This window comes from Microbacterium sp. Beta (assembly GCF_005502545.1).
Taxonomy (GTDB): domain Bacteria; phylum Actinomycetota; class Actinomycetes; order Actinomycetales; family Microbacteriaceae; genus Microbacterium; species Microbacterium oxydans.
This window is the reverse complement of sequence record NZ_SCOG01000021.1, coordinates 1-25459: the sequence shown is the minus strand read 5'-3', so window position 1 is coordinate 25459 and position 25459 is coordinate 1. Positions and strand designations below refer to the sequence as shown.

Here is a 25459-nt window from a genome sequence, read left to right as displayed (position 1 = left end):
ACGACTCCCCACAAGAAAGTCGGGAAAACGTCGATGGGAGTCTACGACCAGAGGTCGGTCCAGCGAACGCCGAGCTCCGCGGCGAGACGGCGGACGGTGGACAGGGACATGCCGACGACCGTGGACGGGTCGCCCTCCACGCGGGTGATGAAGGCTCCCCCCAGGCTGTCCACGGTGAAGGCCCCCGCCACGAGCAGCGGTTCGCCTGAGGCGACGTACGCGGCGATCTCGGCGTCGGTCACGTCGGAGGCGAACGTCACAGCGGCTTCGGCGACGGCGGTGGCTTCCGTGGGCTCGGCACCGGGGGCGACCCGGAAGACGGAGTGGCCGGAGTGCAGGATGCCCGTGGCTCCGCGCATCTCTCGCCAGCGCCTGGTCGCTTCCTCCGGAGTGTACGGCTTGCCGTAGACGCGCCCGTCCAGCGCGAACATCGAGTCACCGCCGATGACCAGGCCGTCGAACCCGCCGTCCTCGACGAGGCTGTGCGCCACGGCGGAGGCCTTCGCGCGGGCGAGCAGCAGCACCAACTCCTCGGGCGCCAGGGGCTCGCCCCTTTCCGCCTCCGCAGCGGCGGCGACGGCGTCCTCGTCGACGTCCGGTGACACCGTGAGCGGCTCGATGCCCGCCTGACGCAGCAGCATGAGTCGGGCGGGAGAGGTCGAGGCGAGGCAGACGCGCATGTCCACCACCGTATCCTCGAAGGATGACTTCCTCCCCAGCCGACGTGCTCGAACTCGACATCACCGGCATCGCTCACGGGGGCACGTTCATCGCGCGGCACGAGGGACGAGTGGTGTTCGTGTCCGACGCGATCCCCGGTGAGCGCGTCCGTGCCCGACTGATCGCTCCGCAGGAGGGGGCCGATGCCGACACCCGCAGTTTCTGGCGGGCCGAGACGATCGAGGTGTTGGACGCGTCGGAGCACCGCCGTCCCCACATCTGGGCGGAGGCCGACGTGTCGCGCGATCCCGCTGATCGTCCAGGAGGAGCTGATCTCGGGCACATCGATCTCGATCACCAGCGTGAGCTCAAGAGGCGCGTGCTGACCGAGGCCCTCGACCGCTTCGCGGGAAAGGGTCTCGTCGCGCCCGAGATCGAGGCCGTGGAGTCCGGAGACGGTCGAGGATGGCGCACGAGGGTGACGCTGCACGTCGACGACGCGGGAGTGGTGGGGCCGTATGCCTCACGCAGTCACCGTGTCGTGCCGGTGACGTCGTACCCGCTGGCGCGGCCGGCGATCGCCGCGGCAGCGCTCGCGCTGCAGGGGGAGGCTCCCGGTCGCATCGAGCTCGTGGAGCCCGCCGACGGCACCGTGCGCGTGATCCGTCGTGAGGAGACCGAGCGCGCCCCGCGCGTGCAGAGGGGCTTCCGCAAGCGCCCGGCGCCCGAGGTGATCCAGGAGATGGTCAACGACCGCCGCTTCGACGTCGACTCCACGGGCTTCTGGCAGGTGCATCCGCGCGCCGCCTCGGTGCTCGATGCCGCGGTCTACGGCATCCTCGACGGTCACGTCGACGAGGAGAAGACCCATTTCGACCTGTACGGCGGGGTCGGGCTGTTCGCGGCGACCCTGGCCGACCTCGGGGGCACGGACATCGTGACGGTCGAGTCGAGTGCACGTGCCACTCAGCATGCTGCGGCGAACCTCGCCCCTCTCGAGATCGACGCGGTGACAGCCCGAGTCGATCGGTTCCTCGCCACGCGCAAGGGCGGCGGTCGGGCCGGGGCCGTCGTGCTCGATCCGCCGCGGGCCGGAGCGGGGCGTCAGGTGGTCGAGGCGATCCACGGGCTCGCCCCCGACGCCATCGCCTACGTCGCCTGCGACCCGGTGGCGCTCGCACGCGATCTCGGCACGTTCCGCACGCTCGGGTGGAATGTCGACCGTCTTCGCGGCTTCGATATGTTCCCGCACTCCCACCACTTCGAGGTCGTGGCACTGCTCACACGATGAGTGATCCACGGCCTTCCGAGGGGACTCAGTAGGCTGAGGGGATGAGCACGGTCGCACTCATCGACGATCACGAGTCCGTTCGCCTCGGTCTCGAGGCCGCGTGCGAGCGGGATTCGCAGACCGTGGTCTTCTCCGGGAGCACCGTGGTGTCGTACATCGACTGGCGGAAGGCGACGGGGGCCGCGCCGGCCGATGTGGTCGTGCTCGACCTCACGCTGGGAGACGGCACGACCGTTACTGAGAACGTGACCGCCCTCGTGAACGACGGCGCCAGCGTGGTGATCCACAGTGTGGCGGATCGTCCTGCAGCCGTGCGGGAAGCCCTCTCCGCCGGTGCGGCGGGAGTGGTGAGCAAGTCGTCAGCACTCGACGACGTGCTGGACGCGATCCGCACGGTCGCACAGGGCGAGGCCCTCAACAACGTGGAGTGGGCGAGCGCTGTCGACGGAGACCGCGCGTTCGCCGACGCGCAGCTCGCCACCCGCGAACGGGAGGTCCTGCGCCTGTACGCGACGGGTCTGCCGTTGAAGGCCGTGGCCGAGAAGCTGGGCGTCGCGTACTCGACCGCCAAGGAGAACATCACCCGCATCCGCGTGAAGTACGTCGAGGTCGGGCGCCCGGCGCCCACGAAGGTCGACCTGCTCCGGCGAGCGATGGAAGACGGGATCGTCACAGCCGACGAGGCACTCGGTGGCCGCTGAGCCGCTGAGCATCCGCGACGCCTGGAGCAAGATTCCGTCTCCGGGCAGCACGGAGACAGCATACGAGCGCTTCACCGGCAAGCGCATGGAGCGGATCCTCGCCATCGTGGTCGCGATCGGCTCGGCTGTGCTCGGCGCCCAGGCGCTGGTCTCCGCGATGGCATCCCTGTCGGACGCGGACCCTGCGCATGTGGTCGCGTTGTGTGTGGTGTTCGTGCCCCTGCTCGGGATGCTGGTGGCGTGCCTGATCGGACGCGGGGTGCGCACCTTCTCCGGCATCTTCGCCGTGGTGTACGTGCTGGTGCTCGCCGCGTGGCCGACGATCGTCGACCCCTCCGACAAGGGGGCCGGAGAGCAGCCGTGGATCTTCTTCCTCGTCAACGTCGGTGTCGTCGCGGCCATGCTCGCCTTCCCCCTGGCGCTGCAGTTCGTCTGGGCGGCGGGAGTGCCGTTCGTGTACGGCTATGTCCGTCTCGTCCAGGGCGAGTTCTCGCGCGATTTCTGGGTGACGACCGCCTTCGACGTCTCGTTCACCCTCATCCTCGGCGTGGTGATCGTCTCACTCGGCTGGATGTTCCGCTCGGTCGCCGCCGGGGTGGACGAGGCCAGGGGACAGGCGGTCGCGTCGTACTCCACTGCTGCGGCAGCGGCGGCGGCCGAGGAGGAGAGGGCGGCGATGTCGGCCCTGATGCACGACAGTGTGCTGGCCGCTCTGATCGCCGCGGAGCGTGCCGAGGGCGAACGCGCCAGGGAGCTGGCCGTGGCGATGGCGCGAGAGGCTCTCACGCGCCTCGCGAACACCGAGGCCGCCGTCGCACAGGAGGGGAGCGACGAACCGGTCGGAACGGTGCAGATCGTTGTCGAGCTGCGTCGGGCGCTGTCCGAGCTCGGCGCCGATGCGATCGTGGAGGAGCGCGGAGGCATCGGACTCATCCCCGGACGTGCTGCCCGCGCGCTGGTGCTCGCGGCACGACAGGCGATCGGCAACGCGGTCTCGCATGCCGGCGGGCGCGGACTCCACATCATCGTCGAAGGGCACGGGGACGAGGGCATCGGCGTGACCATCTCCGACACCGGACCCGGATTCGACGTCGAGTCGATCGGCGTCGATCGACTCGGGATCCGTGCGTCGATCTTCGCGCGCATGGCGGGGGTGGCCGGCACCGCCGACATCCTCTCCGACGGGCACGGGACCACTGTCGTCCTGGGGTGGGAGCGCTCGTGAACCGCACCGTGCGGAGTGTCGCCACCTCCCTCGCCGTCGGCTTCGCCCTGTACTTCGTCGCCAGGGGGATCTGGTGGATCGAGCAGCCGACCGCACCGCTGGTGATGGTGCTCGCGATCGGGTTGTACCTCGTGGTCGTGAACGTCGCGATCCTCGGACACGGCGCCGTCGTCAGGATGCCGATGTGGTCGGCGATCCTGGCGCTGGTGGCGAGTGCGCTCATCCCCATCCTCGTCACCTCGTCGCTCGACCCGGCGGATCGGACGGCTCCCTTCGCCACGTGGTACATCGGGGCGCTCGGACTGCTCGGCGTCGTCTGCGTCGTCCGGAGGCGCCCTCTGATCGGCGTTCTCGTTCTCGGGGTGCTCGTCGTCACCGCGTCGGCCTATCTGGGATTCGTCGTCGCCCTCAACCTCGGACTCGTCGGCTCCATCATGTGGGTGGTGGTCGCTGGGCTCCTGGTGATGTTCTGGGACCGCGCCGTGCGTGACACGGAGCGCCTCGCCGAGATCCAGCAGGCCGTGTCCGCGTGGCATGCGACGCAGCGGGTGCGTCAGCGGGAGCGGCGCCTGCGCACGCAGTTCGCGCTGGCCGTCGCCGGTCCCGTCCTCAGCAGAGTGGTGGCCGCGCGGGGTGTGCTGGACGAGCAGGAGCGGATGGACGCCCGCCTCGCCGAGGGCAGGCTGCGTGACGAGTTGCGCGGAGCCGATCTCCTCAACGACGCCGTGCGCAACGCGATCGAGGCGGCACGACGCCGGGGGGTGGTGGTCACGGTCTTCGATGAGGGCGGTTTCGACGGGATCGACGAGACACGGCGAGAACTGATCAGGGACGAGCTGGCCGTCGTGCTCAGTCGCGCGCAGACCGCTCGTCTGATCATCCGCTCGGCGCGTGATCCCCGTGTCGCCGTCACGGTGGTCGGCCGCGCCGGCTCACGGGCGTCCGGCGACGATGACGCCGTCGACCTCTGGCACGAGATTCCGCGCTGACAGGCGGGCACAGGGCTGACGGGTGAGGTCAGGGCTGGCAGGCGGGGACAGCGGACGAACGCATGCGTCCTCGGCTCCGGCCTGGGGAGATGACCGGAGTCGAGGATGGTGAGAGTGGGAGAGGGGCGGCGAATTCGCCTGCCCCTCTCCGTGCGGACAGTTACCCGAAAACCGTCCGCTGGTGGCCGATCAGCGTCTGTCTACCCTGGGACAGAGAGACCAGCCGAACGCGAAGCGTCCCCCTCAGTCTGATGGTTCGCGCGAACATTGTCTGTAGGTATTTTGGGGGACACGATTTCACCCCCGATAGGCCATCATTGGACGATGGCAACGCGTCGTGGCACCAACCTTCCGCGCATGGGCGACTTCAATCAGTCCGTGATCCTGGAGGCCATCCGGCAGTCCGGCGAAGGGCTCAGCAGGATCGAGCTGTCGACGGCGACGCGCCTGTCGGCGCAGACGGTCACGAACATCACCCGCAGACTCCTCGATGACGGCTTCATCAGGGAAGCGGGTCGAACGATCAACGGACCAGGCAAGCCGCGGGTAACCCTGCGGCTCGTCGCGGACAGCCGCTTCGCCGTGGGGGTCCATCTGGATCCCGCGCTGATGACTTTCGTGCTGTTGGATCTGGCCGGCGCGGTCGTCCGTCGTCTGAGCGTGCGAACCCCTGCCGAGGATCCCCACCGCATCGTCGAGGCCATGGCGTCGACGATCGATGCGTTGATCGTCGGTTCGGGCGTCGACCGCTCCCGGATCGCCGGGGTGGGGGTCGCGGCTCCCGGCCCGCTCGACGCGGAGCTGGGGACGGTGATCGACCCGCCTAAGCTCGCAGGCTGGCACCGTGTGCCGTTGCGGGCAGTGCTCGCGGAGGCGACGGGGTTGCCCGTGGTCGTGGAGAAGGACACGACCTCGGCTGCAGTGGGCGAGCTCTGGACGAGGCGGGAATCGGCGGACGACTCCTTCGTCTTCGTCTATCTGGGGATCGGTATCGGCGCGGCCATCGCACGTGATGGAGAGGCGGTCCGGGGGAGCACACGCAACATCGGCGAGATCGGCCACATCATCGTCGACCCCGACGGACCGTCCTGCGCGTGCGGGGCACGCGGATGCGTCGAGGTGGTGTGCACCCCGCAGGCGATCATCGAGCAGGCGGAGAGGGCAGGGGTGTTCGACGACGAGCATCAGACGAGCGACGCCGCGGCAGTCGACCAGCGATTCGGGCAGCTGTGCGAGCGAGCGGCTGCCGGGGACGAAGCCGCGGGGGAGGTGCTTCGGCGCTCCGCCGCGCACATCACGGTGCTGACGGCGGTGCTTACGAACATGCTCGACGTCGACCGCGTCGTCTTCGGTGGGCCGTTCTGGTCGCGGCTCGCTGATGTGTACCTGGCAGAGATCCCCGACCTGCTCGATCGGGCCAGCGCCACCAGGGCGATACGCACCCTCCCCGTCGACGGCACGGTGGTGGGCGACGATGTCGGTGCGGTGGGAGCGGCGTGCGTCGTCCTCGACTCGGTCCTGAGCCCGCGTGCCTCCGACCTCCTGCTCGACAGCTGAGTGCTCGACAGCTGAGTGCTCGACAGCTGAGTGCTCGCGGGTCACCTTTGCGAGCATAAGTCGAATCGATATAGTATTTGGGTTTCGTCCTTCGGACAGATCAGCGGAGTCCGCCTTCTGCTGTGCGCACGGCACCGTCGCACGCCGCGGAGCACGCAGGTCTTCACGAGGGGGGATCCGTCCGGCTCTCGAAGAAGGGCGGACGAGGCGGCGACGGGGACGCGGCCGCGCAGGGCGCTGGGGGTCCTGCGACGATCGTCGACGTGGTTCGTGAAGCGGAGGGTTCGCGGACCACGCCGACGGCGTTCTTTCCGTGTTCCGAGCGGCGTCAGCCGGAGAAACGGCCCCACGGTATGTCGCGACGGAGCGGGCGACGCAACGGACGCTGCGTCCTGGCCCAGGCGGAGACGGCGGGCTCGTCGGCCACGGCTGCGGCCTCCTCGGTCGCGTACGCCTCGCTGATCACCGCGATGAGAGCGGCGAGCTCCTCTTCGGTGGCCGCGCCCCGGGTGATGTCGAGCAGCGGCGCGTCCGAGGAGGGGCCGCCCTGCGGGTTGTGCTCGGTCACAGCGGGATGTTCCCGTGCTTCTTCGGGGGCAGCTCCGCGCGCTTTCCGCGCAGGGCGCGCAGGGCCTTCGCGATCGAGACGCGGGTGTTGGCCGGTTCGATGATGCCGTCGAGCTCCCCGCGCTCAGCTGCCAGGAAAGGAGACGCCACGTTGTAGGTGTACTCGTTCGCGAGCCGGGTACGCACGGCGGCGACGTCCTCGCCGGCCTCCTCCGCCTTCTTGATCTCACCGCGGTACAGGATGTTGACCGCACCCTGACCGCCCATGACCGCGATCTCGGCGGTCGGCCACGCGAGGTTCACATCCGCGCCGAGCTGCTTCGAGCCCATCACGATGTACGCACCCCCGTAGGCCTTGCGCAGGATGACGGTGACGAGGGGCACGGTGGCCTCCGCGTAGGCGTAGAGCAGCTTCGCACCGCGGCGGATGACGCCGGTCCACTCCTGGTCCGTGCCGGGAAGGTAGCCGGGCACGTCGACCAGCGTGACGATCGGGATCGAGAAGGCATCGCAGAATCGCACGAAGCGACTGGCCTTCTCGCCTGCCTCGATGTTCAGGGTGCCGGCCATCTGCGACGGCTGGTTGGCGATGATGCCGACCGAGCGACCTTCGACACGACCGAAGCCGATCACGATGTTGGGCGCGAACAGCGGCTGCACCTCGAGGAAATCGCCCTCGTCGACGACGTGCTCGATCACCGTGTGGATGTCGTAGGGCTGGTTGGTCGAGTCGGGGACGATCGTGTTGAGCACGCGATCGGCGTCTGTCGTCTCGAACTCGAACGCGCTCTCGTACGACGGGAGTTCCGCCATGTTGTTGTCCGGGAGGAAGCTCAGGAGCGTGCGCGCGTAATCGATGGCGTCGTCCTCGTCTTCCGCGAGGTAGTGCGCGACACCGGATCGGGTGTTGTGGGTGTAGGCGCCGCCCAACTCCTCCATCCCCACGTCTTCGCCGGTCACGGTCTTGATCACATCGGGACCCGTGACGAACATCTGGCTGGTCTTGTCGACCATGATGACGAAGTCGGTCAGAGCGGGGGAGTACACCGCACCACCCGCGGCCGGGCCCATGATGATCGAGATCTGCGGGATGACACCGGAAGCGCGGGTGTTCAGGCGGAAGATCTCACCGTACTTGCCGAGCGCGACGACGCCCTCCTGGATGCGCGCGCCGCCGGAGTCGAGGATGCCGATGCAGGGCATCCCTCCGGCGAGGGCGAACTCCATGATCTTCACGATCTTCTCGCCGGCGACCTCGCCGAGCGAGCCGCCGAAGGTGGAGAAGTCCTGCGAGTACACCGCGACGGTGCGCCCGTTGATGGTGCCGACGCCGGTGACGACGGAGTCGCCGTAGGGGCGGGAGCGATCCATGCCGAAGGCCGTGGTGCGGTGGCGTACATACTCGTCGAACTCGACGAAGCTTCCCGGATCCACGAGCAGCTCGACGCGCTCGCGGGCGGTCATCTTGCCCTTCGCGTGCTGCTTCTCCTTCGCCTTCGCTTCCGCGTCGACGACGGCTTCCGTGTAGCGAGCGCGCAGGTCCGCGATCTTGCCGGCGGTGGTAAAGAGGTCGGGCTTGTCCGTCACGGATTCCACCCTATCGTCGGCTCGCCCCCCGCTGTTGGATGCTCGCCACAACGGCTCAGCGGATCCTTTGGCGACCTGCGCTCAGCGCTCTTCGCGCTCGTCGCCGGGGTTCGAGGGCAGGGAGTGGTCGCCGGTGCCGGCCTCGAGCTCGTCGGACGGGCTCTCTCGTCGGCGACCTGCACGTCCGCCGACACGGTGCCCGACCCACTCCGCGCCTCGTGCCACGGTGCCGGCGGCACCCACCACCGCGTTCCCGGCGTAGCGGGCGCCCCGGAGCATCCGCAGCTCGAGCTTCTCGGCCCCGGGGACAGGCTCCAGCTCGAGCGGCAGGTCGATCGGCGCAGAGCCGAAGGCCTTGTGTGAAGTGGTCAGCACGCGGCGGCCGAGGATGTTGTTCCCCGCGCCTCCGATCGCGGCGCCGATGCCGAACGGGAGAGCCTTGCCGATGACCGACGCGCCTCCCTTCGCCGCGAACTGCTTCACGAACATGCTCTTGAGCTGGTCGACGAGGGGGCCGACTGCGGCACGGGGGAGGGATTTCGTGACGAGCTCACCCCAGTACGAGGACCTGCTGCCGCCGCGCCCAGCGACCTGGCCGGCGAGCTGTCCGACGAGGTCGACGCCCTCCTTGCCGAGCATCAGCGTCATCACCAGGGCGCGGGCGCGATCCGGGTTCGCCACGGCGATCCCGTGCACCTCGGCGACCGACTGGGCGAACAGGGCGGTGGACTCCACGAAACCCACGGTCTCGACCCCGGAGAGGGCGAGGGTGACACCGGTGCCGATGCCCGGCACGACGGCGGTCGCTCCCACCGCCGCACCTCCGGTCGTCACGGCCGCGAGGTAGCGCCGCTCGAGGATGCGGATGAGTTCCGCGGGTGAAGCCTGGGGATTGCGCAGCCGGATGCTGCGGATGTGCGCGAGGACGAGTGGGCGCTGGATCGCCAGCACGCGATCGAGACCACGCACCATCATCGGGTGCTCCGCCGAGCCGGCGGGGGGAACGCCCTTGTCCCACGGAGCGTCGTCCGGGAGCGAGTGGATCTTGTGCACCTTGGGGGCCATGCAGAGATCCTATGGAGACAGCCCGCGAAAACGCCGAAAGCCCGGTCCCGCGAGGGGGACCGGGCTTTCGTGTCGTTCGATCAGACGAAGAGGTTCGCGCGCTCCAGGTCTTCGGCGAAGTCGACCTCGACCGCGTACAGGTCGGAGACGTCCATCGGCTCGAGCAGCAGGCCGTCCTCGGCGATCGCGAGTTCGAGGCCGCGCTCGAAGTAGTCCTGGTCCTCCACCCGCTGCAGCTGGCGCATGAAGGCCTTCTTCTGCGCGGAGGAGATGTAGTTGATGCCCACAGCCTCGCCCAGTCCGCCCTTGACGGTCTTGGACAGTTCGTTGATGAAGCCCTCGGCGGTGACCGTGTACTTCACCTCTTCGTCGCTGACCTTGGAGGTGTTCACCGTGACGAAGGACTGGTCGCGCTCGATGTATTCGAGAGCCCGGCCGAGGATCATCGGGTCGAAGACGACATCGCCGTTCATCCACAGCACACCGCCGCGACCGGTGGCACCGAGGGCGCGCAGCAGGCTCTTGGACGTGTTGGTCTCGTCGTAGCGCTCGTTGTGGACGTAGTTCACGTGCGGGAAGGCATCGATGATGGTCTCGGCGCGGTAGCCCACCACGGTCGTGATTCGGGCGTCGGAGCCGAATGCGGCCCGGATGTTGTCGTGCTGCTGGCCCATGATCGTGCGGCCGTCGCTCAGTTCGGTGAGCGGCTTCGGCAGCGCGCGGCCGAGGCGCGAGCCCATTCCGGCGGCGAGGATGACGGTCTGAAGAGTCACGAGTGCTCCTAAAGGAAGTTGTGTTCACGGTCGATTAACCGACCAGACACTTCGTCGTGCCGCGTTCATGGTATCGATTCCGCCTGGGAACCTCAGGGCCAGGAGGGCCCCGTTGTCATTTCGTGATCGACTACACACGTGATGCACAGGCTTGCGACCACCCTGCAATCCCTGTGAAGTCACAGCACCCGAGGGCAGTTTATTGCGCGGCGGCCTTGGCGCACAGCCGCCCGTTGATACCGTAGGACGGTGACTGCCTCCCCTGACGACCGCACCGCCCAGGTGGACCTGACCGAGACCGCGCAAGAGAAGACGTCGGCGAAGCGCCCGCCGGTGAAGAAATCGAGTTCCGACGAGGCATCGGCGGCCGGGACGACGGCGAAGCGACCTGCAGTGAAGAAGCCGGCCGTGAAGAAGCCCGCCGTGAAGAAGCCCGCCGCGAAGCGTCCGGCCACGAGCGGAACCACGACTGCCGCGAAGACATCGACCGCGAAGACATCGACCGCGAAGACGTCGACCGCGAAGGCTGCGGCGGAGAAAGCCGCACCGACTGCCGACATCGTCGTGGAGCCTTTGGTCAAGGCGTTGCCCGACCAGAACGGAACGCCCGCCGCTGCCGCGCGCAGCGGCGCAGCCAGTCGCACCACCGCAGCGAAGAACACCGCCGCGAAGAACACGGCAGCGAAGTCGACGACGAAGACGGCTGCCAAGGCGACGACGGCCAAGGCGACGGCGGCGAAGACCACGGCCGCGAAGACCACGGCCGCGAAGACAGCTGCCGCGAAGACAGCTGCCGCGAAGGCGACGGCTGCGAAGTCGACGGCGGCGAAGTCCACGGCCGCGAAAGCTTCGGCGGCGAAGACGGTCGCGGCGAAAGCGGCCGCCTCCAAGGCTGCAGCGACGAAGTCCACTGCTCGCGCGGCCGCAGCCAAGTCCACGGCAGCGAAGACAGCGGCGGCGAAGGCCGCGGCAGCGAAGAATGCTGCAGCGAAGAAGGCCGCCGATGAGGCGGAGAAGGCGGCGGCGGACGCGGCGAAGAACGCCCCGGAGTCTCCGAGCACCGAAGCGGCTCCGGTGGACCCGATGCGTGCCACCGAGACAGCCGCAGTATCGGTGCTGCCGGTCGAAGTCACCTCGGCGCCGGAGCCCGTGGCTGAGCCTGCTCCGGAGCATGATGCGATCGCCGAACCCGAACCCGAACCCGAGCCGGTTGCCGAGCCCGTCGTTGCACCCGCCCTCGCGGCGGAGGTCGCCCGCGCCGAACCGGTCGAGGCCGAGCCGATCGTCGAGGAGCCGATCGAGTCGGGAACGTCCGCGTCGGTCGAGGTCGTCGAGGCTGAAGGGGGTTCGGACGACGCGGCTTCCGAGGTCGTGGATCCCGTGGACGGACTCTCCGGGGGCGAAGCGATCACCATCCGCGGCCTCGTCAAGCAGTTCGGAGACAACCGCGCCGTCGACGGCATAGACCTGACCGTGCCGGCTGGATCCTTCTACGGGGTGGTCGGCCCCAACGGGGCGGGAAAGACCACGACTCTCTCGATCGTCGCCGGGCTCCTGCGCGCAGACGAGGGCAGCGTCGTGATCTGTGGCATCGACCAGGCGAAGCAGCCGCTGGCCGCGAAGAAGCTGATGGGCGTGCTGCCGGACAGGTTGCGCACGTTCGACCGCCTCACCGGTCGTCAGCTGCTGTACTACTACGGGCTGCTGCGCGGCCTTGCGGCTGATGTGATCGAGAAGCGCGCGGCAGATCTCGCTCGGGCGTTCGACCTCGGCGATGCGCTCAGCCGCGTCGTCTCGGACTACTCGGCGGGCATGACGAAGAAGATCATGCTGGCAGGGGCGATGATCCATTCCCCGCGCGTGCTCGTGCTCGATGAGCCGTTCGAATCGGTCGATCCCGTCTCCTCAGCAGTGATCCTCGACATCCTCCGTGCGTATGTGTCGCACGGTGGCACGGTGATCCTCTCCAGTCACGGCATGGATCTGGTGGAGCGCGTCTGCTCCCGCGTGGCCATCATCGTCGGAGGGGAAGTGCTGGCCGAGGGGACCGTCGACGACGTGCGCGCAGGGCAGACGCTCGAGGCGCGCTTCGTCGAGCTCGCCGGCTCCAGCGGAGAGGTGGAGGGGCTCGAGTGGCTGCACACGTTCTCCGACTGAGGCTCGCGCTTCTGATCGGAACTCTGCGCGGCGACCGTCGGGTCCGTTCGATCATCTCGTTCGTCGCTGTCGTCGCGATCACGTCCGTGGTGTGCATCGCGGTCTTCAGCCTGTCGTCCGCTCCGGTGCCGGTCGCCCGTGCGGTCACCGTCCTCGGTGGCGCTGCTCTTCTCGTCGGTTTCCTCGTCGGACCGCTCCTCGTCGGGGCAGTCGACCAACTCGATCCTCGCCGCTTCGCGGTCTTCGGCGTCGATGAGCGGCAGATGCCGTGGGTACTCACGCTGGCCGCATTCGTGAGCGTGCCCAGCCTCGCGCTCCTCGCCGTCTACATCAGCGTCTGTATCGTCGCGATCGATGCCGGGACGCCATGGCCTCTCGCGATCCTGATGACGGTCGTCGGCGTCGTCACGACGATGCTGGTCTCGCGGATCGGAATGGCGCTCAACGCCCTGCTCCTTCCCGAGCGTCGATCACGAGAGCTCACCGCGCTGTTCGCGCTCGCCCTGATCGTGATCGCGTTCCCCGTGGCTGTGTTCTTCGGCTCCCTTCGCTGGGACGGCCTGGTGCCCCCCTCGCTGGCGACCCTTTCCAGCGTCTTCGGCTTCAGTCCGTTCGCGGCAGCGCCGGCATTCCTCTTCGACTCCGCGGCAGGGGCGACTGCTTCGGCGTGGGTCACCGGGATCATCGCGGTCCTCACCGTCGTGCTCCTCGGGATCGCGTGGGCATGGCTCGTCCGGCGACTCCTCACGACGACCGAGCGCCCGGTCGCCTCGCGGGAGCGCACCGGGCTCGGCTGGTTCGGGCTGCTGCCGTCGAACGCCTTCGGGGCGATCGCCTCGCGAAGCCTCGTGTACTGGCTCCGCGACCGTCGCTACATCATGAACATCATCGTGGTCCCGGTCGCCGGTGTGCTCACGGTGCTGCCGCTCATCGTCGCCGGTGTCCCGGTGGAGATCGCCGCGCTGGTCCCCGTTCCGGTGATGGCACTGTTCTTCGGGTGGTTGCCGCACAACGACGTCGCCTATGATTCGACGGCCCTGTGGACGCACGTGGCGAGTGGCGTCCGGGGGCTGCCCGATCGTCTCGGTCGCCTCGTGCCCGTGCTGCTCGTCGCCATTCCGGTGCTCGCGATCGCTGTGCCGCTGAGCCTCCTCCTGGTGGGGAACTGGAGTCTCCTGCTGCCCATGGGCGGTGTGGCCGCCAGCCTCCTCTTCAGTGCACTCGGCATCTCGAGCATCGTCTCCGTCGTTGCGCCCTACGCGGTCTCACGGCCCGGAGACAGCCCGTTCCAGCAGCCGCAACGGCCGACATCCCGCGGGATCTACGGACCGGCCGCGACGTTCCTCGGGGCGATCGTGCTGAGCGCGCCCACCATCTGGCTGTTCGCTGCCACGATCCTCGAGGGGTCGGCGTATGCACCGGCCACCTTCTGGGTCGGGCTCCTCGTCGGCCTCGGAGTGCTGGTGCTGGGTGCCGTCATCGGCGGCCGCATCTTCGAGCGCAGCGGAGAGCGTCTCATGGAGTTCGTCGAGACGGCATGACGACCACCCGCGAGGCTTTCGACGCGGCTAGACTCTCGGGATGAGTACTCCGCTGGACAGCCCCGATCAGGGCGGCGTGGCAACGCTTGATCGCGAACTGGAAGAGCTCCTCCGCGAGGAGAACCTCGAACCGGGCGACCATGAGCGCTTCTCGCATTATGTGAAGAAGGACAAGATCCTCGAATCCGCGATCACCGGCAAGCCGGTGCGCGCGCTGTGCGGCAAGAAGTGGACCCCGGGGCGCGACCCGGAGAAGTTCCCGATCTGCCCCACGTGCAAGGAGATCTACGAGTCGATGATCGGCTGACCTCAGTCGGCTTCGACGTACACGGTGGGGATCGCAGGGTCGGATTTGCTCAGCGCGAGAGCCCGCACCGGCAGTTCTTCGCGCACTCGAAGGTGATGAGCGCGAGCGGCCGCGGTACCCGCGACTCCCTCGTACGACGTATCGATGTCGCCGGCCTCGACGAAGGTGACCTGCAGCGGTCGGCCGTCGGGGTGGTCGGCTGCCGTGTCGAGCTGCTCGAAGCCGTCCGAGACGACGACCGTCTCCGCCGTGGCGACTCCGTCCGCAAGGGTGCGGAACGCCGACTTGCGTCCGCCGTGTGACGCCTTGTCCGCCGATGCCTTGGCGACGCCGACCCACGACCCGGCGGCATCCTGGCGCGCCACGAGCTTGTAGACCATGCTCGCTGTCGGGTATCCGGAGCCGGTCACGACCGATGTGCCCACCCCGTACGCATCGACCGGCGAAGCGGCGAGAGCGGCGATCGCGTACTCGTCGAGATCGCTGGTCACCGTGATGCGCGTCGATGTGGCACCGAGCTCGTCCAGCTGCGCCCGGACATCGGCGGCGACGATCGGGAGGTCGCCCGAGTCGATCCGCACACCACCGAGCTCCGTTCCGGCGACGCGGATGGCGGTCTCGACGCCGGTGCGGATGTCATACGTGTCGACGAGCAGGGTCGTGCCGGAGCCCAGACTCTCGACCTGGGACCGGAACGCCTCCTCCTCGGTGTCGTGCAGCAGCGTCCAGGAGTGCGCGGCCGTGCCCATGGTGGGGATGCCCCAGCTTCGTCCCGCCTCGAGATTGCTCGTGGCGCCGAAGCCCGCGATGTACGCAGCGCGCGCCGCCGCGACCGCGGAACGCTCGGCGGCCCGACGGGAGCCCATCTCGGCCAGTGGACGCTCGCCGGCGGCGATGCTCATGCGCGACGCGGCAGTGGCGACGGCGGAGTCGTGGTTGAGCACGCTCAGCGCGAGCGTCTCGAGCACGACCGCGTCCGCGAACGTTCCCTCCACGGTGAGGATGGGGGAGCCCGGGAAGTACAGCTCGCCCTCGCGATAGCCCCGGATCGAGCCCGTGAACCGGTAATCCTCGAGGTGCTTCAGCGACGCCGGGTCGACGACCTCCTCGTCGCGCAGGAAGCGCAGCTCGTCCTCGCCGAAGCGGAAGTCGCGGAGGAGGCCGAGAAGCCGGCCAGTGCCGGCGACCACACCGAAACGGCGGCCACCGGAGAGGCGTCGGGAGAACAGCTCGAACACGCTGGGGCGGAAAGCAGTGCCGTCCCGAAGGGAGGCGGCGAGCATCGTCAGCTCATAACGGTCGGTGAGCAGCGCCGTCGACGTGGTCATGCGCTCAGTTTAGTGAGCGCCCCGATGCGCGCGGCGGGCCACGCGCAGGTAGGCTGGGGAGTCATGAACGACGCGCCGATCGGGATCTTCGACTCCGGTGTCGGCGGGCTCACGGTGGCGCGGGCCATCCGCGCCCAGCTGCCCCGAGAGTCGTTCGTCTACATCGGCGACACCGCGCACTCGCCGTACGGGCCGAAGCCCATAGCCGATGTGCGCCGCTACTCGCTCGAAGTGCTCGACACGCTCGTCGACCAGGGCGTGAAGATGCTGGTGATCGCGTGCAACACCGCCTCCGCGGCCATGCTGCGCGATGCTCGGGAGCGCTACGACATCCCCGTGGTCGAAGTGATCGGTCCCGCGGTGCGCCGTGCCGTGTCGACGACCCGCAACGGTCGCGTCGGCGTGATCGGCACGGTCGGCACGATCGGCTCGCGCGCCTACCAGGACATGCTCGAGGTGAACGAGCGGCTGCAGGTGTTCACCGCCGCATGCCCGCGCTTCGTCGAGTTCGTCGAAGCCGGTATCACCGGCACGCCCGAGGTGCTCGCGGTGGCCGAGGAATACCTTGCCCCCCTCCGCGATGCAGACGTCGACACACTCGTGCTGGGCTGCACGCACTATCCCTTCCTCCGTGGTGCCATCAGCTACGTCATGGGTGAGGGCGTCACGCTCGTCTCCAGCGACGATGAGACCGCCGGCGACGTCTATCGTCAGCTCGTCCGCGGTGACCTGCTCGCCTCACCGGATGCGACCGCAAGTTACGTGTACGAGGCCACGGGGGCCGCGACCGACGATTTCACCGCGCTGGCCAACCGACTGATGGGGCACGAGGTGCGCGATGTGCAGCTCGTGCAGACCGGCGTCATCACCCTCCCCGACACCGCCTTCGAGTAATCCCGATCGTCTCGCTCCGACGCGATCAGCCATCCTGACCTGAGAGAAGCACATGTCCGAAATCGTCCGCGTCGACGGCCGTTCCACCGATCAGCTGCGCGAGATCACCATCGAGCGCGGCTGGAGTGCTCACGCCGAGGGATCGGCTTTGATCAGCTTCGGCGGCACCAAGGTGCTGTGCACCGCGTCCTTCACCAACGGCGTGCCGCGGTGGCTGACCGGCAAGGGCAAGGGATGGGTCACCGCCGAGTACTCCATGCTGCCGCGCGCCACGAACAGCAGGAACGACCGCGAGAGCGTCAAGGGTCGCATCGGCGGACGCACGCACGAGATCTCCCGGCTGATCGGCCGCGCGCTCCGCGCGGTCGTCGACACGAAGGCCCTCGGCGAGAACACCATCGTCATCGACTGCGATGTGCTCCAGGCGGATGGCGGCACCCGTACGGCAGCCATCACCGGTGCCTACGTGGCGCTCGCGGACGCGATCGAATGGGGTCGGGAGAAGAAGTTCATCGGTAAGAACTCCACCCCGCTGCTCGACTCGGTCGCCGCGGTGTCCGTGGGCATCATCGACGGCGAGCCCATGCTCGATCTGGCATATGTCGAGGATGTGCGCGCGGAGACCGACATGAACGTCGTGGTCACCGGCCGTGGACTCTTCGTGGAGGTGCAGGGGACTGCGGAGGGAGCGCCGTTCGACAAGCGTGAACTCGACGCGCTCCTCGAGCTGGGGCTGGGCGGATGTGCCGATCTGAAGGACGCGCAGCTGGCCGCACTGGCGGGGGAGTGACGATGCAGGTCGTGCTCGCGACGCACAATCCGCACAAGGTCGCGGAGTTCCAGCAGATCGTGGAGCGGACACGTCCTGATCTCGAGATCATCGGTTACGACGGCCCTGAGCCCGTCGAAGACGGCGTGACATTCGCCGAGAATGCGCTGATCAAGGCGCGGGCGGCCGCAGCGCACACGGGGCTTGCGGCCCTCGCCGACGACTCCGGCATCTGCGTCGACGTCCTCGGCGGCTCTCCGGGGGTCTTCTCCGCGTACTGGGCCGGGCAGAAGAAGGATGCGACCGCGAACCTCGAACTGCTGCTGGACCAGCTGCGCGACATCGCCGACCCGCACCGCGCCGCGCACTTCACCTCCACCATCGCCCTCGTGCTGCCGGACGGCCGCGAGCAGGTCGTGGAGGGGCGGTGGCCGGGTCGCCTGGCGCACGCGGCGTCGGGAACGGGCGGCTTCGGCTACGACCCGATCTTCGTGCCGGATGGCCAGCCTGCAGGGGAGGAGCGCTCGGTGGGCGACTTCTCCTCCGCGGAGAAGCAGGAGCAGTCGCATCGTGCACGCGCCTTCGCCGAGCTCGTTCCGCTCCTCGCAGCACTCTGACGCGTCGGCCGCGGAAAAGTGCTGCTGAAGCTGAGAATCGTTACCCTTCCCGACTAGCCGCAAGACGCCTTCCCAGGCTGTTTCCCGGTCTAGCCTGGTGGCATGCACGATCACGCACCCGCGCCCGGCGGCATCCGTTCGGCCAGCAGCAGACGCCTGCTCGCGATCTCTCTGTCCCTCACGGCGACGGTGATGGTCGTGCAGGTCGTGGGCGCGCTGCTCTCCGGGTCGCTCGCGCTGCTCGCAGACGCCGCGCACATGTTCACGGATGCATCCGGCCTCGTCATCGCCTTGATCGCCGCGACAGTGGCAGCGCGCCCGGCGGATGACCGGCGCACCTTCGGGTATCAGCGTGCCGAGGTCTTCGGTGCGCTGATCAACGCGATCATCCTCATCGCCCTGGCGACGTGGGTCGCGATCGAGGGCGTAGGGCGTCTGATGAATCCGGGGGAGGTCGAGGTCGCCGGCGGACTCATGCTGGTCGTCGCGGTCGTCGGTCTCCTGGCGAACGCCGTCTCGATGTGGCTGCTGAGCCGCGCGCAGCGCACCAGCATCAACGTGCGAGGGGCCTACCTGGAGGTGATGGGCGATCTGATCGGGTCGGCTGCCGTGATCGTGGCCGCTGTCGTCATCCTCCTCACCGGCTGGATGCCCGCGGATGCGATCGCGTCCCTCTTCATCGCGGCGATGATCATCCCCCGGGCCATAGCGCTGCTTCGGGAGGTGTTCTCCGTGCTCGCAGAGTCGGCCCCGAAGGGCACGGCGGTGAGCGAGATCCGTACACACCTGCTCGGATACGACGGCGTCGTCGGTGTGCACGATGTGCACGTCTGGCAGCTGACTCGCGGAGCGCCCGTGTTCACCGCCCACGTCAGCGTGGAGCCGGCGCTCTTCGCCGACGGACGCTCGTCGCAACTGTTGACCGAGATGCAGGCGTGTCTCGCCGACCACTTCGACGTCGAGCATTCGACCTTCCAGATCGAGCCCGCCGAGCAGTCCGACTGCGAACCGCACCACGCCTGATCCGGTGCCGTGATCTCGGCTCAGGTTTCAGGAGTCGACGGGACCTCGACGGGGGTCTCGACAGTGATCTCCAGAGGACTCTTGTCCGGGCGGAGGCCTCGCCAACGGGCATGGCGGAGCACTCCGTCGGGCGTCCAGTTCGCGAACTCGACCTCGCCGACGACTTCGGGGCGCACCCAGAGCGCGTCGGAGGCATCAGGGGCGGGGACGCCGTCGAGGGGGGCATCGTCCACGCGAAGAGGGGTGAGCCGTGCGAGGAGGTCGCGCAGGATCCGATCGGTGAATCCGGTACCCACACGGCCGACGTAGCGGAGCCGTCGCCGTCCCGATGAGGTGTCCGGAACGGCGAGAAGCAGCGATCCGAGCGTGCTCTCCCTGTCGCCTTTGCCCGGTCGGATACCCACGATCACGGCTTCCTGCATCCGGGTGTGCTTGAGCTTCAACCACGAGGGTGAGCGCTGCCCCGGACGGTAGCGCGATCGCGGGTCCTTGACGACGACGCCCTCGAGACCGAACTCCCGGCTCGCGATGAGTGCCGCGTCGACGTCGTCGAACACGGGAGGGATCTGCACGGGAGCGTCGAGGCCGGCGACCACATCCTCGAGAAGTGTCCGTCTCTCCCGGAGCGGCAGGCCCGTGAGGTCGTGCCCATCGAGGCGGAGCAGGTCGAACAGCATGTAGACGATGGGGGTGCGGATCACCTCGCGCTCGATCTCGCGGGGGCGGGTGAGGTGCATCCGGTTCTGGAGGCGCGAGAAGCTCGGTCGGCTGTTGGCGTCGAACGCCACGATCTCCCCATCGACCACCGCGTCCTTCACCGGGAGGAAGGGGGCGCCGTCGGCGGTGAGCTCGGGGTAGCGGGCGGTGATGTCGGTGCCTCGACGCGCGTGCAGGAGCATCCGTCCGTCCACCCACGTGCCCACCGCGCGGATGCCGTCCCACTTGACCTCGACCCAGGAGGGATCGCTCAGCGCGCGCGCGGTTCCGGGGGTGCCGTTCTCGGCGAGCATCGGCGCCACCGATGCCACGGATGCCACGGATGCCACCGATGCCACGGATGCCGCGGATGGCGGGGCGGCGGGTGCGGCTGAGCTCCGGGGATATCGGTGGGAGCTCCGCGTCTTCGCGGGTTGCGGCAGCGGAGCCGTCATGGACGGGCGGAGCGTGGCGAGCGGATCGACTCCCGCGGCGGCGCGCTCGAGCACCTCGTCGAGGTCGAGCTGGGCGAGATGCGGATCGGCGAGCTCGTCCCAGGTGCGAGGAGCGGCGACCCACGGCCGCGCACGGCCGCGGAGCGAGTAGGGGGAGATGGTGGTCTTCTTGCCGTTGTTCTGACTCCAGTCGAGGAAGACCTTGCCACCCCTGACCGCCTTCGCCATGACGCTGGTCGCAAGATCGGGGTGGTCGTTCTCGATCATGCGGGCGAGTTCTTTCACGACGGCGGAGACCTCGTCGCTCGTCTGCTCGCCGGGGAGCGAGGCATAGAGGTGGATGCCCTTGCTGCCACTGGTGACCGGCAGTGGATCGAGACCCATGTCCGACAGGATTCCACGGGCGATGCGGGCGACCTCGGCGCACTGCGGCAGTCCGACTCCCTCACCGGGGTCGAGGTCGAGGACGAGCCGATCAGGGTTTCCGGGAAGGCCTTCGGAGGAGAACCGCCACTGCGGCACATGCAGCTCGATCGCGGCGACCTGCGCGAGCCAGACGAGGGTGGGGACGTCGTCGACGAGCGGATACTCCTTGGGCCCGTCCGAGTGCTGGATCGCCTGCCGCGGGATCCACGACGGTGCCCCCGGTTCGAGCTGCTTCGTGAAGAACGCGTCAGCCGGCGCTTGCGCTGTTCCGACACCTTCCACCCATCGCTTGCGGGTGACGGGGCGGCCGTCGAGGAGGGGGAGCAGCAGAGGTGCGATGGCCGTGTAGTACGCAATGACCTCGCCCTTGGTGGTGCCGGTCTCGGGGTAGACGACCTTGTCGAGGTTCGTCACGCGCAGGCGGCGGCCGTCCACCTGGACGATCTGCGCATCTCCCACCATGGAGCCAGCGTAGTCAAGGGCTGGTCGTGACGGCTGTGGCTGGTGTCTACTGGTGTGATGAGGACGATCTGGAAGGGCGCACTGACGTTCGGGCTCGTGAACGTCCCGGTCAAGGTGTACTCCGCGACCGAGGACCACGACGTGCCGCTGCATCAGGTGCATGAGAAAGACGGCGGTCGCATCCGCTACCAGCGCACCTGCGAGGTCTGCGGAGAGACCGTCGCCTACGCCGACATCGACCGCGCGTACGTCGAGGAGGGCCAGACCGTCGTCCTCACGAAGGACGACCTCGCCGCGCTCCCCGCCGAGAAGAGCAGGGAGATCGACGTCGTGGAGTTCGTGCCTTCCGACCAGGTCGATCTGCTCACGCTCGACAAGCCGTACTACCTCGAACCCGATTCCAAGTCACCGAAGGCGTACGTCCTCCTGCGCAAGACGCTCGAGCAGACCGACCGCACGGCGATCGTGCGGTTCACCCTGCGGCAGAAGACGAGGCTCGCCGCGCTGCGCGTGCGGGGGAAGGTGCTCGTGCTGCAGACGCTGCTCTGGGCCGACGAGGTGCGCGAAGCGGCGTTCCCCGCGCTGGACGAGGATGTGCGGATCTCGAAGAAGGAGTTGGAGCTCTCGGCGTCGCTCGTGGACAGCTACTCGGCGGACTTCGATCCCGAGGAGTTCGTCGACGAGTACCAGAAGGAGCTCCGCACGCTGATCGACGCGAAGATCGAGGCAGGCGAGACGTTCGACGTCGCGGAGACCTTCGGCGAAGCCGAGAAGGCGGCCGAGGGCGGCGAGGTCATCGATCTCATGGAGGCTCTGCGTGCGAGTGTCGCCCGCTCGAAGGAGGAGCGCGCCAAGAACGCGGGCTGACCGACCGCGGTCAGTGCTTGCCGTCGCCGTCCAGGTCGGGAGCGCGGTCGAACACGTCGGCGTCGAGCACGAGCTCCTGCGCCTCCTCAGCGTCGGTGACGACGTCTTCCCCTGCCGCGGCAGCCTTATTCGCCTTGTGGCGCTCCGACAGGTAGTGCCACAGCGTCACCAGCGCCGTGCCGCCGACGGCCGCGAGCAGGATGAGGTCGATGTAGTTCTCCACGAACGTCGCGACCGGCGGGATGAACCCGATGAGGTAGCCGAACATGGTGAGCCCGAAGCCCCACAGGATCGCACCGATCAGGTTGTAGAGCGTGTACTTGCGCCACGGCATGTGACCGACACCGGCGGCGACCGGGGCGAACGTGCGCACGATCGGCACGAAGCGCGCGAGGATCACGGTGATGCCGCCGAAGCGCTCGAAGAACGCGTTCGTGCGCTCGACGTTCTTCTTGCTGAAGAGTCCCGACTCCTTGCGCTCGAACACGGCCGGTCCGCCCTTGTGCCCGATCACATAGCCGACCTCGCCGCCGACGAAGGCCGCGAGGCCGATGAGCAGGGCGACCCACCAGACGTTGATGCCGAAGACACCGTGCTCGGAACCCGCGATCGGGTGCGAGAGAAGGCCCGCGATCACGAGCAGCGTGTCGCCGGGAAGCAGGAAACCGACGAGCAGACCGGTCTCCGCGAAGACGATGAAGCACACCACGAGGAGCGCCCACGGCCCGGCGGTCCCGATGATCGTGGCGGGGTCCAGCCAGGGGATGAGAGCGGTCGGTGCGTGCAGCATGGTTTCGAGCACTGGGAGAGTCCCGTCGGTCGTGATTGGTCGGCGGTGTAACAGAGCGATGTCATGGCGACCTGAGAAGGCTGCCGTCGTCTCTCGTGCGGAAGGTGGGACTTGAACCCACACGCCCTGGGGCACAGGAACCTAAATCCTGCGTGTCTGCCAATTCCACCACTCCCGCGCGGTGGGATAAGTCTACTGATCGCCGAATCCGGGTATCTGGGGATCCGCCCGCAGTTCGCGCCGGGCCGGGACTCTGCGGAGGGGATGGGACTCCAGGTCGGCTTGTGGATAACTTCGGAGGCCGCGCGTCGAATGTTGCGAGGATGCCTGAGTGATTCGTCCGTCCGCCCTCGTCGCCGAGCGTGTGCGTTCGCGTCTGCGCGCCGAGGGCATCGACCCGTCGATCGATCCGGACGGGGCCTGGCGCATCGCCCACGCCGAGGTCCGCCGACACGACGATCTCGCCCTCGCCCGCGGCGAGGCGTTGATCGACGATGAGGCCGCATGCGTGCGGGAGGTCCTGGCGACCTTGAGCGGATTCGGCGCGCTGCAGCCGCTGCTCGACGATCCACAGGTCGAGGAGATCTGGCTGAACGGCGCAGGGCACGTGCACGTCGCGCGCGAGGGCACGGCCGAGCGGACCGACGTCGTGCTCGATGAGGTGTCGGTGCGCGACCTCGTCGAGAGGATGCTCCAGTCAACGGGGCGGCGCGTCGACATCAGCCAGCCGTTCGTCGACGCTTCGCTGCCGGACGGGTCCCGTCTGCACGTGGCCATCGCCGATGTGGTGCGCGGTTCGTGGGCTGTCAACATCCGCAAGTTCCTCCCGAAGTACCGATCCCTCGCATCGCTGACGGATCAGGGCATGATGCCTCGCGGTGTCGCGGATCAGCTGCGCGTGGCGATGGACGCCGGCCGCAGCGTGATCGTCTCCGGAGCGACGCACGCAGGCAAGACGACGATGCTCGCCGCGCTGCTGGCTTCCTGCGCCGACACCCAGCGCATCGTGACAGTCGAGGAGACGTTCGAGCTGGCCGTTCACGGACCCGATCTCGTCTCACTCCAGGGACGCCAGGCGAGCCTGGAGGGTACGGGGGAGATCACGTTGCGGCGACTGGTGAAGGAGGCGCTGCGTATGCGACCGGACCGTCTCGTCGTCGGCGAGGTCCGGGACGCGGAAGCCCTGGACCTCGTGCTCGCCCTCAACACGGGGGTTCCCGGCGCCTGCACCGTGCATGCGAACTCCGCGGCGGAGGCGATCGAGAAGCTGACGATCCTCCCGCTCCTGGCCGGGCGCAACATCGACCGCGCGTTCATCGCGCCCGCGCTCGCCGCGTCGATCGACCTGGTCGTGCACTGCGTTCGAGACCGGGCAGGTCGGCGATACGTCCAAGAGGTCATCGCACCGACCGGTGACGTCGACGAAGGCAGAGTCCGGACCGAGCAGGTGTACCGGGTGGCAGACCGCAGGGATGTCGTCGTGGAGCGCATCGCCGCTCGCCGGGTCGGAGCCTCATCGTGACGGTCTTCGTCGGTGCCCTCCTCGCGGCGGGGGTGCTGCTGTGCGTCTCCCCGTGGATGTGGCCGCCTTCCGACGATGCCGTGATGACGATGAGGCAGGGGCGACTCGCCCGTCTGATCGAGGAAGCGGGCATGGAGGGGCTGTCGCAACGTGGACTCCTCGCCATCGTCGTCGCAACCGGACTGATGACGGCATCGGGTGCATGGCTGCTGACGGGGATCCCCGTGCTCTCCGTGCTGGCCGGTCTCGCAGGCGCAAGTGCGCCGATCGTGTTCCTGCGAGGGCGACGGATGCGCCTGCGACGGTTGCGTCGCCAGCTCTGGCCGGACGTGTGCGATCTGCTGATCGCGTCGATCCGCGTTGGCTTGTCGCTTCCCGACGCGGTGGCCGGTCTGGCGGAGTCCGCGCCGAAGATGCTGCGGCCGGCGTTCATCGTGTTCGCGCGGGACCTGCGGGCGAGCGGCAGGTTCGAGACCAGCCTCGATCGACTCAAGACGACGCTGTCCGACCCCATCGGCGACCGCATCGCCGAGACGCTGCGGATGGCGCGTCAGGTGGGCGGCACCGAGCTCATCAGCGTGTTGCGGGCACTCTCCAGCTCGGTGCGGGCGGACGCGGCTCTCCGTGGGGAGGTCGAGGCGCGGCAATCCTGGATCCGCGGTGCCGCCGTCCTCGGGGCCGTCGCCCCGTGGGTGATCCTCGGCCTGCTCGTGCTCCGACCGGAAGGGGCAGCGGCGTACGGCACTCCCGAAGGTGTGCTCGTGATCTGTCTGGGCGCGGCCGTCTCTGTGGTCGCCTTCCACATCATGGTCCGCATCGGTCGACTCCCCGAGCCTCGGCGGTGGTTCGGATGAGCGGGATGACGGCGCTCGCGAGCGCCGTCCTGATCGGGTGCGGCTTCGCCGCCGGGGTGTTGAGCGCGCTTTCCGCGCTTCCACGGTGGAGGGCGGCATCGCTGGCCGTAAGGATCGGTCCGTACGTGCGCGACGTCGTCGCCGATGATCGTCTGCCACGAGGTGTCCTCCCGGCCGCGGGCGCGCTGCCCGCGAGTTCGCGGACGCTGTGGGAACGCGCACGAAATGCGTTCGAGAGTCTGCTCGGCGGGGGAGAGCCCCTCCGCCGGCGTCTGGCACAAGCCGGCGTGCGGACCGACCCTGCGGCGTTCCGCGGCAGGCAGCTCGGGTGGGGCC

General features: G+C 68.5%; 24 protein-coding genes, 1 tRNA gene and 1 pseudogene. 16 read left to right on the top strand and 10 right to left on the bottom strand.

Going from position 1 to position 25459, the window contains the following annotated elements; all coding sequences use genetic code 11:
- Window positions 1-41: 41 nt before the first annotated feature.
- Window positions 42-680, bottom strand: coding sequence for a Maf family protein (locus FFS56_RS16185; protein ID WP_046749078.1), 639 nt, complete (start codon window positions 678-680; stop codon window positions 42-44).
- Window positions 681-703: 23 nt separating this feature from the next.
- Here FFS56_RS16185 and FFS56_RS16180 point away from each other — a divergent pair, with 23 nt between their 5' ends.
- From FFS56_RS16180 to FFS56_RS16160, 5 genes are all read left to right on the top strand, one after another.
- A complete protein-coding gene (locus FFS56_RS16180) occupies window positions 704-1951 on the top strand; it encodes a TRAM domain-containing protein (RefSeq protein WP_137772196.1) in 1248 nt (415 codons plus the stop codon).
- A 41-nt stretch (window positions 1952-1992) separates the two neighbouring features.
- Window positions 1993-2652 carry a response regulator transcription factor gene (locus FFS56_RS16175; protein WP_046748963.1) on the top strand — a complete coding sequence of 220 codons (660 nt, stop codon included), beginning with the start codon at window positions 1993-1995 and terminating at the stop codon, window positions 2650-2652.
- Complete coding sequence (locus tag FFS56_RS16170) at window positions 2642-3877, top strand: ATP-binding protein (protein ID WP_127011958.1); 1236 nt, start codon at window positions 2642-2644, stop codon at window positions 3875-3877. The genes FFS56_RS16175 and FFS56_RS16170 overlap by 11 nt, the downstream gene beginning before the upstream one ends.
- The gene (locus FFS56_RS16165) at window positions 3874-4866 is read left to right on the top strand and encodes a hypothetical protein (protein WP_233437392.1); all 993 of its coding nucleotides are present in this window, start codon (window positions 3874-3876) and stop codon (window positions 4864-4866) included. The genes FFS56_RS16170 and FFS56_RS16165 overlap by 4 nt, the downstream gene beginning before the upstream one ends.
- Before the next feature lie 357 nt (window positions 4867-5223).
- Window positions 5224-6423, top strand: a complete 1200-nt coding sequence (locus FFS56_RS16160) for an ROK family transcriptional regulator (protein ID WP_061018229.1) — start codon at window positions 5224-5226, stop codon at window positions 6421-6423.
- 328 nt (window positions 6424-6751) lie between these two features.
- Here FFS56_RS16160 and FFS56_RS16155 read toward each other — a convergent pair whose 3' ends face one another.
- From FFS56_RS16155 to FFS56_RS16135, 5 genes are all read right to left on the bottom strand, one after another.
- Complete coding sequence (locus FFS56_RS16155) at window positions 6752-6991, bottom strand: acyl-CoA carboxylase subunit epsilon (RefSeq protein ID WP_061018231.1); 240 nt, start codon at window positions 6989-6991, stop codon at window positions 6752-6754.
- Window positions 6988-8586 carry an acyl-CoA carboxylase subunit beta gene (locus FFS56_RS16150; RefSeq protein WP_046748966.1) on the bottom strand — a complete coding sequence of 533 codons (1599 nt, stop codon included), beginning with the start codon at window positions 8584-8586 and terminating at the stop codon, window positions 6988-6990. Before FFS56_RS16150 ends, FFS56_RS16155 begins: the two co-directional genes overlap by 4 nt.
- Before the next feature lie 72 nt (window positions 8587-8658).
- Window positions 8659-9642: a hypothetical protein gene (locus tag FFS56_RS16145; protein ID WP_046748967.1), complete on the bottom strand. Its 984-nt coding sequence runs from the start codon at window positions 9640-9642 to the stop codon at window positions 8659-8661.
- Window positions 9643-9722: 80 nt separating this feature from the next.
- On the bottom strand, window positions 9723-10415 hold the full coding sequence (locus FFS56_RS16140) for an NTP transferase domain-containing protein (RefSeq protein ID WP_046748968.1): 693 nt from the start codon (window positions 10413-10415) through the stop codon (window positions 9723-9725).
- Window positions 10416-10594: 179 nt separating this feature from the next.
- Window positions 10595-11509, bottom strand: coding sequence for a hypothetical protein (locus tag FFS56_RS16135; RefSeq protein ID WP_127011960.1), 915 nt, complete (start codon window positions 11507-11509; stop codon window positions 10595-10597).
- On the opposite strand from FFS56_RS16135, the gene FFS56_RS16130 reads away from it, so the two are divergent.
- The 3 genes from FFS56_RS16130 to FFS56_RS16120 are packed head-to-tail and all read left to right on the top strand — an operon-like array spanning window position 11499 to window position 14420.
- A complete protein-coding gene (locus FFS56_RS16130) occupies window positions 11499-12572 on the top strand; it encodes an ABC transporter ATP-binding protein (RefSeq protein ID WP_137772195.1) in 1074 nt (357 codons plus the stop codon). The genes FFS56_RS16135 and FFS56_RS16130 overlap by 11 nt on opposite strands.
- Window positions 12548-14113, top strand: coding sequence for a hypothetical protein (locus FFS56_RS16125; protein ID WP_113681220.1), 1566 nt, complete (start codon window positions 12548-12550; stop codon window positions 14111-14113). Before FFS56_RS16130 ends, FFS56_RS16125 begins: the two co-directional genes overlap by 25 nt.
- 40 nt (window positions 14114-14153) lie before the next feature.
- A complete protein-coding gene (locus FFS56_RS16120; protein WP_026049764.1) occupies window positions 14154-14420 on the top strand; it encodes a DUF3039 domain-containing protein in 267 nt (88 codons plus the stop codon).
- Window positions 14421-14422: 2 nt separating this feature from the next.
- Here the strand turns inward: FFS56_RS16120 and FFS56_RS16115 are convergent, their stop codons facing one another.
- A complete protein-coding gene (locus tag FFS56_RS16115; RefSeq protein ID WP_127011962.1) occupies window positions 14423-15748 on the bottom strand; it encodes a nicotinate phosphoribosyltransferase in 1326 nt (441 codons plus the stop codon).
- Between the two features lie 63 nt (window positions 15749-15811).
- Here FFS56_RS16115 and murI point away from each other — a divergent pair, with 63 nt between their 5' ends.
- The 4 genes from murI to FFS56_RS16095 all read left to right on the top strand — a co-directional run bounded on the left by murI (window position 15812) and on the right by FFS56_RS16095 (window position 19051).
- A complete protein-coding gene (gene murI, locus FFS56_RS16110; protein ID WP_046748971.1) occupies window positions 15812-16642 on the top strand; it encodes a glutamate racemase in 831 nt (276 codons plus the stop codon).
- A gap of 52 nt (window positions 16643-16694) precedes the next feature.
- Window positions 16695-17432, top strand: a complete 738-nt coding sequence (gene rph / locus FFS56_RS16105) for a ribonuclease PH (RefSeq protein WP_046748972.1) — start codon at window positions 16695-16697, stop codon at window positions 17430-17432.
- A 2-nt stretch (window positions 17433-17434) separates the two neighbouring features.
- Entirely contained in the window at window positions 17435-18028 is a 594-nt protein-coding gene (gene rdgB / locus FFS56_RS16100; protein ID WP_046748973.1) for an RdgB/HAM1 family non-canonical purine NTP pyrophosphatase, read from the top strand.
- 102 nt (window positions 18029-18130) lie between these two features.
- On the top strand, window positions 18131-19051 hold the full coding sequence (locus FFS56_RS16095; RefSeq protein WP_046748974.1) for a cation diffusion facilitator family transporter: 921 nt from the start codon (window positions 18131-18133) through the stop codon (window positions 19049-19051).
- Between the two features lie 20 nt (window positions 19052-19071).
- On the opposite strand, the gene ligD is transcribed toward FFS56_RS16095, so the two are convergent.
- Window positions 19072-21090: a non-homologous end-joining DNA ligase gene (gene ligD, locus FFS56_RS16090; protein WP_127011963.1), complete on the bottom strand. Its 2019-nt coding sequence runs from the start codon at window positions 21088-21090 to the stop codon at window positions 19072-19074.
- A 57-nt stretch (window positions 21091-21147) separates the two neighbouring features.
- On the opposite strand from ligD, the gene FFS56_RS16085 reads away from it, so the two are divergent.
- Window positions 21148-21957, top strand: coding sequence for a Ku protein (locus tag FFS56_RS16085; RefSeq protein ID WP_046748976.1), 810 nt, complete (start codon window positions 21148-21150; stop codon window positions 21955-21957).
- Between the two features lie 10 nt (window positions 21958-21967).
- Here the strand turns inward: FFS56_RS16085 and FFS56_RS16080 are convergent, their stop codons facing one another.
- Both FFS56_RS16080 and FFS56_RS16075 read right to left on the bottom strand, forming a co-directional pair.
- Window positions 21968-22747, bottom strand: a complete 780-nt coding sequence (locus FFS56_RS16080) for a VTT domain-containing protein (protein WP_164734143.1) — start codon at window positions 22745-22747, stop codon at window positions 21968-21970.
- A gap of 96 nt (window positions 22748-22843) precedes the next feature.
- Window positions 22844-22925: transfer RNA gene (locus FFS56_RS16075), tRNA-Leu, on the bottom strand.
- Between the two features lie 153 nt (window positions 22926-23078).
- Between FFS56_RS16075 and FFS56_RS16070 the strand changes: the two genes are divergently transcribed.
- From FFS56_RS16070 to FFS56_RS20700, 3 genes and pseudogenes are all read left to right on the top strand, one after another.
- Window positions 23079-24269: an ATPase, T2SS/T4P/T4SS family gene (locus FFS56_RS16070; RefSeq protein ID WP_046748978.1), complete on the top strand. Its 1191-nt coding sequence runs from the start codon at window positions 23079-23081 to the stop codon at window positions 24267-24269.
- On the top strand, window positions 24266-25123 hold the full coding sequence (locus tag FFS56_RS16065) for a type II secretion system F family protein (RefSeq protein WP_046748979.1): 858 nt from the start codon (window positions 24266-24268) through the stop codon (window positions 25121-25123). The genes FFS56_RS16070 and FFS56_RS16065 overlap by 4 nt, the downstream gene beginning before the upstream one ends.
- Window positions 25120-25459, top strand: a pseudogene (locus tag FFS56_RS20700) (type II secretion protein F); the annotation flags it as partial. The gene FFS56_RS16065 and the pseudogene FFS56_RS20700, both read left to right, overlap by 4 nt.

Excerpts from the sequence above, each read along its gene's own strand:
- FFS56_RS16095 (WP_046748974.1), top strand. The coding sequence starts at position 18,131 with ATGCACGATCACGCACCCGCGCCCGGCGGCATCCGTTCGGCCAGCAGC.
- FFS56_RS16080 (WP_164734143.1), bottom strand. The coding sequence starts at position 22,747 with ATGCTGCACGCACCGACCGCTCTCATCCCCTGGCTGGACCCCGCCACG.
- FFS56_RS16120 (WP_026049764.1), top strand. The coding sequence starts at position 14,154 with ATGAGTACTCCGCTGGACAGCCCCGATCAGGGCGGCGTGGCAACGCTT.
- rdgB (WP_046748973.1), top strand. The coding sequence starts at position 17,435 with ATGCAGGTCGTGCTCGCGACGCACAATCCGCACAAGGTCGCGGAGTTC.
- FFS56_RS16145 (WP_046748967.1), bottom strand. The coding sequence starts at position 9,642 with ATGGCCCCCAAGGTGCACAAGATCCACTCGCTCCCGGACGACGCTCCG.
- murI (WP_046748971.1), top strand. The coding sequence starts at position 15,812 with ATGAACGACGCGCCGATCGGGATCTTCGACTCCGGTGTCGGCGGGCTC.
- FFS56_RS16160 (WP_061018229.1), top strand. The coding sequence starts at position 5,224 with ATGGGCGACTTCAATCAGTCCGTGATCCTGGAGGCCATCCGGCAGTCC.
- FFS56_RS16085 (WP_046748976.1), top strand. The coding sequence starts at position 21,148 with ATGAGGACGATCTGGAAGGGCGCACTGACGTTCGGGCTCGTGAACGTC.
- FFS56_RS16185 (WP_046749078.1), bottom strand. The coding sequence starts at position 680 with ATGCGCGTCTGCCTCGCCTCGACCTCTCCCGCCCGACTCATGCTGCTG.
- rph (WP_046748972.1), top strand. The coding sequence starts at position 16,695 with ATGTCCGAAATCGTCCGCGTCGACGGCCGTTCCACCGATCAGCTGCGC.
- FFS56_RS16180 (WP_137772196.1), top strand. The coding sequence starts at position 704 with ATGACTTCCTCCCCAGCCGACGTGCTCGAACTCGACATCACCGGCATC.
- FFS56_RS16115 (WP_127011962.1), bottom strand. The coding sequence starts at position 15,748 with ATGACCACGTCGACGGCGCTGCTCACCGACCGTTATGAGCTGACGATG.
- FFS56_RS16130 (WP_137772195.1), top strand. The coding sequence starts at position 11,499 with ATGCGTGCCACCGAGACAGCCGCAGTATCGGTGCTGCCGGTCGAAGTC.
- FFS56_RS16175 (WP_046748963.1), top strand. The coding sequence starts at position 1,993 with ATGAGCACGGTCGCACTCATCGACGATCACGAGTCCGTTCGCCTCGGT.
- ligD (WP_127011963.1), bottom strand. The coding sequence starts at position 21,090 with ATGGTGGGAGATGCGCAGATCGTCCAGGTGGACGGCCGCCGCCTGCGC.